Annotated in this window: 10 protein-coding genes; 3 read left to right on the top strand and 7 right to left on the bottom strand. The window is 69.2% G+C overall.

The genetic code is table 11. From position 1 onward, the window contains the following. Positions 1-152 precede the first annotated feature (152 nt). The 5 genes from IF11_RS0124880 to IF11_RS0124860 form a co-directional block, all read right to left on the bottom strand. A complete protein-coding gene (locus IF11_RS0124880) occupies positions 153-2015 on the bottom strand; it encodes an alpha-galactosidase D (RefSeq protein ID WP_030353952.1) in 1863 nt (620 codons plus the stop codon). A gap of 134 nt (positions 2016-2149) precedes the next feature. Further along, positions 2150-2971: a carbohydrate ABC transporter permease gene (locus IF11_RS0124875; RefSeq protein WP_030353951.1), complete on the bottom strand. Its 822-nt coding sequence runs from the start codon at positions 2969-2971 to the stop codon at positions 2150-2152. A gap of 98 nt (positions 2972-3069) precedes the next feature. Continuing rightward, positions 3070-4014, bottom strand: a complete 945-nt coding sequence (locus IF11_RS0124870) for a carbohydrate ABC transporter permease (RefSeq protein WP_030353950.1) — start codon at positions 4012-4014, stop codon at positions 3070-3072. Between the two features lie 21 nt (positions 4015-4035). Next, positions 4036-5349, bottom strand: coding sequence for an ABC transporter substrate-binding protein (locus tag IF11_RS0124865; RefSeq protein WP_030353949.1), 1314 nt, complete (start codon positions 5347-5349; stop codon positions 4036-4038). A gap of 8 nt (positions 5350-5357) precedes the next feature. Further along, positions 5358-6533, bottom strand: a complete 1176-nt coding sequence (locus IF11_RS0124860; RefSeq protein WP_037728449.1) for an ROK family transcriptional regulator — start codon at positions 6531-6533, stop codon at positions 5358-5360. Positions 6534-6712: 179 nt separating this feature from the next. Between IF11_RS0124860 and IF11_RS0124855 the strand changes: the two genes are divergently transcribed. Continuing rightward, positions 6713-8845, top strand: coding sequence for an alpha-galactosidase (locus IF11_RS0124855; RefSeq protein WP_030353947.1), 2133 nt, complete (start codon positions 6713-6715; stop codon positions 8843-8845). Positions 8846-8904: 59 nt separating this feature from the next. Here IF11_RS0124855 and IF11_RS0124850 read toward each other — a convergent pair whose 3' ends face one another. Further along, complete coding sequence (locus tag IF11_RS0124850; protein WP_030353946.1) at positions 8905-9771, bottom strand: helix-turn-helix domain-containing protein; 867 nt, start codon at positions 9769-9771, stop codon at positions 8905-8907. Between the two features lie 200 nt (positions 9772-9971). On the opposite strand from IF11_RS0124850, the gene IF11_RS0124845 reads away from it, so the two are divergent. Continuing rightward, positions 9972-11009 carry an alcohol dehydrogenase catalytic domain-containing protein gene (locus IF11_RS0124845; protein ID WP_030353945.1) on the top strand — a complete coding sequence of 346 codons (1038 nt, stop codon included), beginning with the start codon at positions 9972-9974 and terminating at the stop codon, positions 11007-11009. A gap of 13 nt (positions 11010-11022) precedes the next feature. Here the strand turns inward: IF11_RS0124845 and IF11_RS0124840 are convergent, their stop codons facing one another. Beyond that, positions 11023-11640 (bottom strand): TetR family transcriptional regulator, encoded by a 618-nt coding sequence (locus IF11_RS0124840; RefSeq protein WP_030353944.1) that lies wholly within the window; start codon positions 11638-11640, stop codon positions 11023-11025. Positions 11641-11807: 167 nt separating this feature from the next. Here IF11_RS0124840 and IF11_RS0124835 point away from each other — a divergent pair, with 167 nt between their 5' ends. Beyond that, positions 11808-12554 (top strand): NADPH-dependent F420 reductase, encoded by a 747-nt coding sequence (locus tag IF11_RS0124835; RefSeq protein WP_030353943.1) that lies wholly within the window; start codon positions 11808-11810, stop codon positions 12552-12554. The last annotated feature ends 151 nt before the right edge of the window (positions 12555-12705 follow it).

The following is a 12705-nucleotide window of genomic DNA, read 5'->3' as shown; positions in this document are numbered from 1 at the left end:
AAACGCGCAGGCGGGAACGACGGCTGCGGACCGTCGGTGTGACATCGGGAGATCACTCGGTGGGCGCCCGGGGCCGGTCGTAGGCGATGCGGGAGCCAGGCGCGGGGACCGGCGCGGGGCCCGGGGCGTGTCACCGGGCCCCGCGGGGTACGTCAGACGGAGCGCGGTACGTCGATCCTGTCGAGGTCCGGCGCGTATCCGCTGCCGCTGTCGAACGTGATGGTGTTGGAGCCCGCCTTCAGGGCCAGCTGGACACTGACGGTCTTCGCCGTGCCCCAGTCGCCGGTGGAGGGGAACTTCAGACTGCTGCCGTTACCGCTGTTGGAGGAGACGGTCACCGAGCGCGCGTCGCCGCTGACATAGGCGACCCGGACGGTGTAGATCCCGTCCTTCTGCACGGTGATGTCGTTGAACGTCAGCTTGCCGCCGGTGTAGAGGTTGCCGACCTTCTTGCCACCGGAGCAGGCGTCGCATCCGGCGAGGGAGGCGTTGCCCGTCAGTGTGTTCGCCGCGGACTCGGCCTCGTAACCGGTGGTGGGCAGCGCCTCGCCGCCGGGCTTGACGGTGAACAGCCGCGAGCCGTGTGCGGGCAGCGCCGCGGTGATCTTGTTCTTGTGGGGCCCGAGGTTCTCCTTGTTCCACAGGTCGCGCACGGAGGCGTTTCCGGTGAATCCGAAGGATGCCCAGTGGGCGGTGACGGAGGCCGGTGAGTCGCCGAGGTTGAACAGGGCGACGGTGTAGCTGCCGTCGGCGTTCCTGGTGCCCCAGACCTGCTGGTCGCCCATCGGGGTGACCGGACGTGCCACGGGCGAGTCGCTCTGGTCGACGGCGATGACCTCCCGGTTGGTCAGCAGCGAGACCCCGTAGCTGTCCAGCCTGGTGAGGTCGTCACCGGTGTACAGGGGCGACTTGCTGATGGCCCACAGGGTCATATAGCTCTGCCGCTCGGCCTTCGTGAGACCGTCCATCTCGCCGTTGCCGACATCGATCGCGTCGAAGTCGTTCCAGCCTCCCGGGCCCGCCTTGTCGCTCCACGCGGGCGCGTCGTCCCACCGGTCGTTGACCGAGTTCTCCCAGGTGACGAGGGTATTGCAGTAACACTCGATGTCGGTGTCGATGCGCCAGCCGTTGGAGTACCGCTTCCAGTCGGCGGCGTGGCCGATGTCGAGCGACCAGGAGAGCTGGAGGTGGATCGGGCGTCCGGTGGCGGCGATGGCCTTCTGCCAGGCGGCGACGTCGGCGACATTGTCGTAGTTGTCACCGGACTTGAACGAGCCGGGGCCCACGCCGTCCAGCTTGAGGAAGTCGTAGCCCCAGTCGGCGAACAACTGGGCCTGCGAGTCGATGTACTTCTGCGCGCACGGGTCGGCGAAGTCCAGCTTGTAGGAGCTGTCCCAGCCGTTGGTGGTCCGCAGGTCCGGGTGGACGATATCGGCGGTGGTGCAGCCGGGGGCGTTCCAGACCGGCACCTTTCCGTCGCCGTACGCCTCCTTCTCCAGGCCGACGGGCAGGTAGATGCCCGCCTTCAGACCCTTGGAATGGATGTGGTCCGCGACCGGCTTCATGCCGCGGGGGAACCGGACCGGGTCGTTCGTCTGTCGTCCGTACGGGTCGAACCCGGGCTTCCAGTCGTTGTCGCGCCACCAGCCGGCGTCGATGTTGACGCGGTCGTAGCCGTACTTCTTCAGCTTGGAGGCGAGGGCGTCCGTCTGCTTCAGCACGTTCGCCTCGGTCAGATAGCTGTACTCGCCGTCCGGGTTCAGCCCCGGGTACTTGGAGGACTGCATGCTCCAACTCGACCAGCCCATAAAGGGTTTGGCCGCGACGTCGGAGGCCGTGTCCGCTGTGGCGGTGGACGCGGCCGCCGCCGTGTCCCGGGCGGGAGACGTGGCCTCGGCGGCGGGAACGGCCGTGGCGAGACCGGCGGTGACGGCCAGGACCAGCATGGCTCTCATGGTCCGGCGCGCGGAGCCGGTCCGGGCTGCCGGCGGGGCGGGGTACGAGGATGACCGCATGGGGTCGCACCTCCTGTTGTCGGGTCACGGGGATCGCGCGGGTGGAACCGGGCAGGGGACGTGCGTTCCCGACGGTGCGGGCCGTCCGCTCACGTGCGGCGGCCGGCGAGTCGGCGGTACGTCGGGGCGGCTGCTCAGCCCTTGCCCGAGCCGATGGTGAGCCCGCTGATGAACTGGCGCTGGAGCGCGAAGTAGACCAGCAGAGTCGGGATCGCGGTCAGCAGGGCGCCCGCCGCGATGAGGTTCGGGTTGGTGAAGTACTGGCCCTCCAGATTGGCGAGGGCCGAGGTGATCGGACGCTTGTCACCGGTCTCGATCAGCGCGAGGGACCAGAAGAAGTCGTTGTAGATCCAGATGGATTCCAGCGTCGCGAGCGCCGCGAACGCCGGCCGGCACAGCGGCAGCACGATCTGGAAGAACTGGCGCCACACCGGAGCGCCGTCGACGAGCGCGGCTTCGAAGATCTCCTTCGGGATCGTCTTCATGTAGTTGCTGAGCACGAAGGTGCAGAAGCCGCACTGGTAGGCGATGTGAATGAAGATGATGCCCCAGAGCGAGTTGTAGACGAGCAGGGAATCGCTCATCCATGCCGGCAGCGGCACCAGCAGATACAGCCGGTACAGCGGCGTGATCAGCACCTGCGCGGGGATCAGGTTCCCCGCGGTGAAGAGGATCAGCAGCGCGATGTTCCAGCGGAAGTCGAACCGCGAGACGAAGAAGGCCACCGCCGCGGCGAACAGCAGGGTGCCGAGGACCGCCGGAATGGTGATGAGCACCGAGTTCCAGAAGAAGCGCGGCATCCCGGACTGGCTCCAGGCGTCCGCGAAGTTCCCCAGACCGATGCTGCGCGGCCAGGACAGATAGCCATGCTGTGTGGTGTCGGAGTAGGGCCGCAGGGACGTGTAGACGGCCCACAGCAGTGGGACGAGCCACAGCAGCGCGATGCCGCCGAGCATGAGGTGCCGTCCGGTCTGCCGCTTCGGCCCGCGGGGAGCCTCGGTGGTACGGGGGAGCGGGGCGTGTGACCGGGGGGCCGGCGGCGTGACGGTCGCGGTCACTGGTCCTCCTTGCGGAAGGTCTGGAAGAGGAAGGCGCCGATCGCCGCGAGGGAGACGAGGAGCAGGATGACCGCGAGGGCGGACCCGTATCCGATATGGCTGGACTCACCGATGATGTTGTCGGTGATGAGGAGGGACAGCAGCTCCATGCCGGGCTTGCTGCCGGTGCCACCGCCGAGTACGTAGACGATGTCGAAGGCCCGCAGGGACTCCATGACGGTGACGACGAGGACGATGATGTTGACCGGCTTCATGGCCGGCAGCACCACCCGCAGGAACGTCTGGCGTCCGTTGGCACCGTCGAGCGCGGCGGCCTCCTTCAGGGCCGGGTCGAAGCCCTTGAGCCCCGCCAGATAGAGAATCATGATGTAGCCGGCGTGCCGCCAGCCGGAAGCGACCAGTACGGCCCAGAGGTTGAGGTCGGGATCGCCCAGCCAGTCGATGTGGTGGCCGGACGACACGGCGCCGATCACGCCGTTCAGCAGCCCGTTGTCGGGGTTGTAGATGATCTCCCACATGAAGCCGACGACCGCGAGGGACAGCACCATCGGCATGAAGATGGCCGTCTGGTAGATCCGGGTGAAGCGGATCTTGCGGTCCAGCTGATAGGCGAGGAAGACGCCGAACGGGGCGGGCAGCAGCGCCGTGAACAGCAGCCAGATCACGTTGTGCTGGACGGCCGGCCAGAACGGCGGGTAATTGGTGAGGATCTGGTGATAGTTGTCCAGTCCGACCCAGTGGATGCCGGACAGGCCGATGCCGTCCCAGCTGGTGAAGGACAGACCGATGGAGGCCAGCGCCGGCAGCCACACGAAGACCAGCAGGGCGATCAGCGGGATGCCGACGACCACCGTCAGAAAGAGGCGGTCACCAGGACCGAGCCGGCGAGGACGGGGGTGAGCGCGCGACGGGGACCGGGGCGCGGTACGCACGGAGGACATGGTGGAACCTCTCCGGTGGGATCAGGCCGTGAAGAAGCGCGAGCGCTGCGACTCGATCTTCTTCAGCAGGGCCGAACCGTCGTCGGGGTGGTTCAGCCACTCGGTGAAGCCCGGCTCGACCACGGTGGAGATGAATCCCGGGTCGCTGTCGCGGTCCCCGAACTGGGTGATGTGCTTGGCGCCGGCGATGAGTTCGGCGGACTTCTTCTGGAGCGCGTTGTACGAGCCGGTGTCGGCGGCGGAGTTGACGGCGACATTGCTCGGGTCGACGCCCATATAGAGGTTCTCGGCCTTGGCGCCGCCGAGGAATTCGAGGAACGTGCGCGCGGCGTCCGGGTTCTTCGGCTTGCGGCTGAGCATGAAGCCGTCGGTGGGCGCCTCGACCGTGTCCTGACCGTACGCCGGGTCGATCTCCGGGAACGGGAAGAAGTCGATGTCGGAGCGCAGGGATTCGTCGGTGACCTGCTGCCCGAGGAAGAGACCGATGATCGCCATGCCGGACTTCTTGTCGAGCAGCGACTGCGCGGCGTCCTGCCAGGAACGGCCGCCCGCGCCCTTCTGGTAGTACGGGGTGAGCTCGCGCCACAGGTCGATGGTCCTGGCGGTGCGCTTGTCGGTCCAGGAGACCTGACCCCGCATCAGGGACATATGGAAGTCATAGCCGTTGGCGCGCAGATTGAGATAGTCGAAGGCGCCGAGGATGCTCCAGATGTCGCCGCCGCCGTAGCCGGACGCGATGGGGGAGAGGCCGTCCTTCTTCATCCGCTTGGCCAGCGCGGTGAACTGACTCCATGTCACCGGAATCTCGTAGCCGTACTGCTGGAAGACGCTCTTACGGTAGAAGACGGCCCACGGGTAGTTGTAGAGCGGGACGAAGTAGTACTTCCCGTCCTCACCCTTGGAGAGCTGCTTGGCGGCGTCGCTGTAGCCGGCGCCTATCGTCTCCCACACATCGTCGATGGGGCCGGCGAGGCCCTTCTTGGCGAAGTACTGCATGCGGTAGCCGGCGAACCAGGTGAAGACATCGTCCGGGGTGCCCTGGAGATAGGTGGAGATGCTCTTCTGGAACGTGTCGTGGTCGACGGTGTTCGTCTTGACCGTGAGCTTGCTGTCCTTCTCGAAGGCGTCCGTCACCGCGGCGTACGCCTTCTTCGGTGTGGCGTCCGCGCCGTTCGAGCCGAAGGTCACCGTCTTCGGGTCGGACGCGGCCCCTCCGCCGCAGGCGGCGAGGGCGGGCATGGCCAGGGCCCCGGCCCCGACACCGAACAGCCCCTGGACCACCCTTCTGCGGTGTGGACCCGCGGGGGTCCCGGGGGTGCGGCTCTGCAGCGTCATCGCTACTCCTATCGCGTGTCTGATCCGATGAAGGACTGGATCGCGGTGGCCGCGGCCCCGCGCGCCCACTCCTCGAAGGGCAGCGGACGTGTCATCACGTCACACTGCGCTGCGGTGCCGAAGGCGGACGCGGCGAACGCGTCGCGGATGCCCTCGGCGAACAAGTCGTATGCGGCCAGGCCCTCGCCGGAGATGATCACCCGTTCCGGACCGAGGACGTTGACCACCGAGCCGATGGCCCGGCCGATGGCCTCGCCGGCCCGTGCGTAGACCTCCCGTACCCCGGGGTCCCCGCCGTGGGCCAGTTCCAGCGCCTCGGCCGCGGTGGTCACCGGCCGGCCCGTGGCCTCCCGGACCCCGCGCAGGATCGCCGGGTCCGCCGCGATGGCCTCGACGCATCCGTTGTTGCCGCAGTGGCACGGCGGGCCGAGCGGGTCGATGGACAGATGCCCGATCTCGCCGGCCACGCCGTGCGCGCCCGACACCACCCGTCCATGCACCACCAGGCCACAGCCGATGCCGGCGCCCACGGTCACCAGGGCGAAGTCGGAGAGCCCGACCCCGGCCCCGAACCACTGCTCGGCGACGGTCAGCGCCCGTACGTCGTTGTCGACCGTGACCGGCAGACCGGTCGCGGTCCCGACGATCTCGGCGAGCGGGATGTCCCGCCACTCCAGGAAGGGCGAGTAGCGCACCACACCGTCCGTGCGGTCCACATCACCCGAGACGGCGAGGCCCAGCCCTCGCACCCGCACCCCGAAACCATCGGCCTCCAGGAGCAGTTCCCGCACCAGCGCGGTGAGGGCGGGGAGCACCGCCGCCGGCTCACGGTCCGTGAGCCGTACGTGCCGGGCGACCCGGATATGGCAGCACAGATCGGCCAGGACGGCGATGATCTCGTCGCCCGTCACCTTGATCCCGATGAACAGCGCCCGGCCCGCGTCGACCCGTACCAGATTGGCCGGACGTCCGAGAGCGGGCCGCGCCCCTTCGTCCACGTCCTCGACCAGATACCCGACCTCCATCAGCGGGCGTACCGCCTTGGTGACCGCGGCCGGGGACAGTCGGGTCCGCCGCGCGATCTCGGCCCGGGTGAGCGGGCCGTGGGACAGCACGGTCGTGAAGACCAGGGAAGCGGCCGGCGTCGTCGCCGGGACCGCCTCATGAGGAGTGGTTGAGCGCATGGCCGGAAAGCTAGGGTGATTCTTTTCTGCTGTCAATGAAAGAAGCAGACTTCATGTGGAGAACCTTCTGAGGGCACCCTCAGCCTGTAAAAGCCAGATTCAGTGGGGGTGTTGACAGTCGATCGAAGGAGAGGTTGGCTGCTCACCTCTCCTGTGGCGCTAATCGAACGCGAGGATCAATGTCTCTGATCTCCTTCGCCCCGGCCTCCGGGGTCTGGCTGCTCTCCACCGCGCGCACGTCGTACGCGCTGCGGATCGATGACACGGGAGCGCCCTGCCACCTCGCGTGGGGACCACGGCTGACCCTCGCGGCGGCCGGGGAGCTCGTACCCCCTCCGGCCGCGGAGATCAGCAGTTTCGAGGGCCGCCCGGCGGCCGGCGAGGAGTTGCCCGTCGACGGAGGCGCCCGGTACGGAGCACCCTCCCTGCGGGTACGGTTCGCCGACGGCACCCGCGCCTTCGAGTGGCAGCCCGTGGGCCACCGCGCCAGCGAACCAGCCTCCGGGACAGCTGAGTTGGCGTTGGAGTTCCGCGACCGCCACTACCCGCTGGCGGTCACCCTGCACTACCGCGTCCACGAGGACACCGATGTCGTCGAGCGCTGGACCGTACTGCGCAACACCGGCCGGGAACCGCTCGCGCTGGCCCGCGCGGATTCCGCGGCCTGGACGCTGCCACCGCGCGACGACTACCGGATCAGCCATGTCACCGGCCAGTGGTCGGCGGAGGGCGTGCTCCACCGGGAGCCGGTGCCGCACGGCGAGACCGTGCTCACCAGCCGGCGCGGCATTACCAGCCACCATGCCAACCCCTGGCTGATGCTGGACGCGGGCGAGGCCACCGAGGACCGGGGCGAGGTGTGGAGCGCGGCCCTGGCCTGGAGCGGAAGCTGGCACGTCACCGTGCAGCGCACCCCCGACGGACGTACGGCGTTCACCGGTGGAGCCGGACATGACGGTGCGTCACTTCCGCTCGGCCCCGGCGAGGAGTACGTGACCCCGCGCTACGCGGCCGTGTACACCGACGGTGGCTTCGGCGCGGCCAGCCGTGCCTGGCACGCGTACATCCTGGCCCATGTGCTGCCGCACCCCGAGGAGTTGCGCCCCGTACTGTTCAACTCCTGGGAGGCCACCGGCTTCGAGGTCGACGAGGCCGGACAGAAGGCGCTGGCGGCGCGTGCCGCGGAGCTCGGCGTGGAGCTCTATGTCGTCGACGACGGCTGGTACGGCGGGCGCCGCGACGACACGGCGGGACTGGGCGACTGGGAGCCGGCGGCCAAGGGCTTCCCCGACGGGCTCACCCCGCTGATCGAGGAGGTCCACCGGCTCGGTATGCGCTTCGGCCTGTGGGTGGAGCCCGAAATGGTCAACCCGGACAGCGACTTGTACCGCGCGCACCCGGACTGGGTACTGCACTTCCCGCACCGCACCCGCACCGAGCTGCGCCACCAGCTGGTGCTCAACTTCGCCCGGGACGATGTCGCCGAGTGGGCGTACGGCTGGCTGACGCGGCTGGTCGCGGACAACGGCATCGACTTCCTCAAGTGGGACATGAACCGCGCCTTCAGCGAAGCCGGCTGGCCCGGCCGCGAGAACGGCGAGGATGTGCTGTGGACGCGGTACACACACCACCTGTACGAGGTCATCGACCGGCTGCGCGCGGACCACCCGGGACTGCGGATCGAAACGTGCAGCGGGGGCGGCGGCCGTGTCGACCTGGCCATCCTCTCCCGTACGGACCAGGCGTGGCCGTCCGACAACACCGACGCGGCGGACCGGGTCTCGATCCAGCACGGTTTCGGCCAGATCTACCCGGCACGGACGATGGCGGCCTGGGTGACGGATGTGCCCAACCAGCTCACCGGCCGCTCGGTGCCGCTGCGTTACCGGTTCCATGTCGCGATGGCGGGGGTGCTGGCGGTGGGCGGCGATCTCGCGCGCTGGACGGCGGCGGAGCGCGCCCAGGGCGCCGAGTGGGTGGCGGAGTACAAGAAGGTTCGCCATATCGTGCAGCACGGCACGCTGCACCGGCTGCGCGGTCCCGTCGACGACGCGCCGTGCGCCGTGCAGTACACCACCATGGACCGGCGGGAGGCGTTCGTGCTGGTCTGGCAGCGGGCCCCGCGCCACGGCACCCCGCGCCCCGCCCTCAGACTCGCGGGCCTGGACCCCACGGCACGCTACCGGGACGCCCGTACCGGCGCCGTCCATCACGCGTCGGTACTGACCGGGTACGGGATCACGCCCGAACTGCCGGCCGGGGACTGGTCGAGCACGTCCCTGCATCTGATCAGGGTGGACGAGGAGGCGTAGGGGAATCGGAGGTCCCCGGCGGCAGGGGTTCCTGGCGGCAGGGACCCGGGCGGGCCGCGTCAGGTGCTGTCCGAGGCGGCCATCGGGTGGTCCGCGGCCCACGAGGCCAGGATGCGCAGTCCGTCGTGGGTGGGGGTGCCCACTTCGGCGGTCCAGATGACGAGCTGCTGGTCGGGGTCGGTGCTCGCGGTCAGCGTGTCCCAGTCGAGGGTGAGGTCACCGGCGACGGGGTGATGGAGCATCTTGGTGCCCACGCTCAGGGTGGCGACGTCGTGGGCGGCCCACCACTGGCGGAACTGCGGGTCCTGGACCGACAGTTCGCCCACCAGGGCGGTGAGGCGCGGATCGTCGGGATACTTGGCGGCTTCCATCCGCAGCTGGGCGGCGCACGTGCGCGCGACGGTCTCCCAGTCGCTGTACAGCGTCCTCATGGCGGGGTCGGTGAACACCAGCCGCACGTAATTGCGGTGCTTTTCCGGGATCCGGCCGAAATCGGTGACCAGAGCGGCGGCGAGCGCATTCCACGCGAGAATGTCCATGCGACGGCCCATGACAATGGCCGGAGTCGCGGTGAGGTCGTCGAGAAGCCGCTGCAATTGCGGCTGGACTTTCTGCAGCATGCGCCGCCGGGACCGTTTCCGGTCCTTTCCCGCCAGCCCGAAGAGGTAGTCGCGCTGGTCGTCGTTCAGATGCAGGACACGGGCGAGGGCGGCCAGCACGGGCGCGGATGCCTGGATGCGTCCCTGCTCCAGACGGGTGTAGAAGTCGGTGCTGATCGCTGCCAGCTGGGCCACCTCCTCCCGGCGCAGGCCCGGCACCCGCCGCGGCGTACCGCTGTCGGGCAGCCCCACTGTGCGGGGGCTGAGCTCGGCGCGCCGGGCGCGGAGGAACTCCCCCAGCTCATTGAGGTGTGCGTCGCGGTTCATGCGCACCAGTCTCGCACCGGCAGAGCCTCATGTGAGGGGGACAGTTTACTCCCAGGATGAATGCGTCCCAGGGAGGAAAGTCTCCCCTTTGCGGGCTGATGCGGGAATGCGATTCTGGAAATGAAAAGCGCGGCGAAGGTCGCCGACCCCGAACTTGACCACCGAAACCGATGAAACGCCACCACCAGGGAAGGTGCCTCATGCGAGCCACATTCATGTACGGTCCCGGCGATGTACGCGTGGAGAACGCGCCCGACCCCGTTCTGCGACAGCCCACCGACGCGATCGTACGTATCGTGCGCGCGTGTATCTGCGGCAGTGATCTGCACCCGTACCACAACATCCCGGCCTCCGAGCAGGGAACGCCGATGGGCCACGAGTTCCTGGGCGTGGTCGAGGAACTCGGCTCCGACGTCTCCGGGCTGAGGCGCGGCGATCTCGTCGTGGCCCCCTTCGCATGGGCCGACAACACCTGTGACTTCTGCCGCGAGGGCCTGCACACCTCCTGCCGCCACGGCGGGTTCTGGGCCGCGGGCGGCATAGGCGGCGGACAGGCCGAGGCGATCCGTGTCCCGCAGGCCCAGGGCACACTGGTGAAGCTGCCCGTCGGCGAGGACTCCGCTCTGCTGCCGTCCCTGCTGACCCTGTCCGATGTGTACGGCACCGGCTACCACGCGGCGAAGATGGCCAAGGTGAACCCGCGTACCACGGTGACCGTGATCGGTGACGGCGCCGTCGGGCTGATGGCCGTGCTGTCCGCCAAGCGGCTGGGCGCGGAGCGGATCATCCTCATGGGCCGCCACAAGGACCGTACCGACCTCGGACGCGACTTCGGCGCCACCGACGTGGTCGCCGAGCGCGGCGAGGAAGGCATCGCGAAGGTACGGGAGCTCACCGGCGGCGACGGCACCCACACGGTGCTGGAGGCCGTCGGATACATGAGCGCGTACGAGATGGCGGTCGGCGTGGTGCGTCCCGGTGGTGTGATCAGCCGCGTCGGTGTGCCGCAGTACGAGGACGCGCCGATCGGGTTCGGCAGCCTCTTCGGCCCCAACATCACCCTCAACGGCGGCCCGGCGCCGGTACGCGCCTACATAGACGAACTGCTGCCCGACGTCCTCGATGGCACGGTCGAACCGGGCCGCGTCTTCGACCGCACCATCGGCCTGGACGAGGTGCCCGACGGCTACCGTGCCATGAACAACCGCGAGGCCCTGAAGGTGCTCGTCCGCCCCTGAACCGCCCGCGTCGTCACCGAGGACTTCGTCCCGAAGGCGCCCGCGGTACGAGTGCGGCGAAGGCCTCGTCGAGCAGAGCGTCGAGGTCGAGCCGGCCGCCGGAGGCGGTCCAGTGGTTGACGGCGATGTTCAGGCAGTCCACCGCGGCGGCGGCCCGTACCAACGGGCCCAGGGCCGTGGGCCGCGCGTGGTCGGCCCGCTCGGTCAGCGCCTGGGCGAGGGCGGGGCGCCAGCCGTTCTGCTTCTCCTGGCTCCGCGCGCACAGCGCGGGGGTCTCCATGATCAGACGGGACATCGCGAGTGTGCCGGCCGCGTCGTGACGGTGGTGCTCGACCACGGTGTCCAGGGCGCGGCGGAGCGCCGTCCAGTCGTCCTCGTCCGCGGGCCGGGCCCGTAGCGCGTCGGCGAGCTGCTCGCCCTGGGCGTCGACGGCCCCGAGAACGGCGTCCTCTTTGGTGCCGAAGTAGCGCAGGAAGGTGCTGCGGGACACTCCGGCGGCCGCCGCCAGGTCATTGACGGTGACCTTGTCGAAGCCCTCGCGGCGGAACAGGTCGAAGGCCACCTGGGCCAACTCGGCCCGGACGGCGGCCCGTGCGATGTCTCTCGTATTCGTACGCGCTGCTCCGTTCACCCGGCGATTCTACCCCTCCTCCGAGTCCGGATTGCAGGAGTGAGTCATGGTGTCTACGATGACACTGAGTTCCACAAGCGATATGGGTTCTCAATGTCGCCCCTCTGATTCAGGTCGGGTGGGGAGGCGGTGAAGCCCGTCGCCCGCCGAAATGGAGACATGACACCGTGAACCAGACCCTCGGACTGATCGGCAGCGGCATGATCGGCAGCGCGCTGGCCCGCCTCGCCGTGGCCGCCGGCCTAGACGTCGTACTCAGCAACTCCAGCGGGCCCGAGGCCCTCGCCGGCCTCGTCGGCGAACTCGGCGAACACGCACGGGCGGCCACGCCCGCCGAAGCCGCGCGGGCCGGCGATCTGGTGGTGGCGACCGTACCGCTGCGCGCCTACGAGCAGCTCCCCGCGGCGGCTCTGGCGGGCAAGACCGTCATCGACACGATGAACTACTACCCCGAACGCGACGACCGGTTCGCCGAGCTGGACGCGGGGACGCTGACCTCCAGCGCCTTGGTGCAGCGACACCTCGCCGACTCCCACGTGGTCAAGGCGTTCAACAACATCGACTTCCGACGCCTGTTGACCAGCGCCCGCCCCTCGGGCGCCCCCGACCGCAGTGCCCTGCCCCTGGCCGGCGACGACGCCGAGGCCAAGGCGCGGGTGGCGCGGCTGCTGGACGCCCTCGGCTACGACGCGGTGGACACCGGCACGCTCGCCGACAGCTGGCGCAGCGAACCGGGCACGCCGGTGTACGTCCAGCCGTACATGGCGGCTCGGCCCGAAGGACTGAGCCAGGAAGAGACGCAACGCTGGTTCTTCGACACCCCGGGAGTCCCCGTCCCCGCCGACCGCGTGCAGGAACTGACCGCCACGGCGGTCCGCGGCCCGGCGGGCGGCGCCCGCGCGGCTCTCGCTTAGGTCCTGTCCTGGTGAGCCGGTGAGCCGATGAGCCGGTGAGCCCGTCGGCCGGCGGTGCCGGTGAGCAGGCGGCCCGCAACAGCCGCAGGCGGCGCACCGGCCGTCGAGAATGTGTGGTCCATCCGCTCTGTCGTACCCCACTGCGATGATG

The sequence above is a fragment of the Streptomyces scopuliridis RB72 genome, assembly GCF_000718095.1.
In the GTDB taxonomy this organism is placed as follows: Bacteria; Actinomycetota; Actinomycetes; order Streptomycetales; family Streptomycetaceae; genus Streptomyces; species Streptomyces scopuliridis.
The sequence above is the reverse complement of the archived record's forward strand: the minus strand, read 5'-3'. Positions and strand labels throughout refer to the sequence as shown.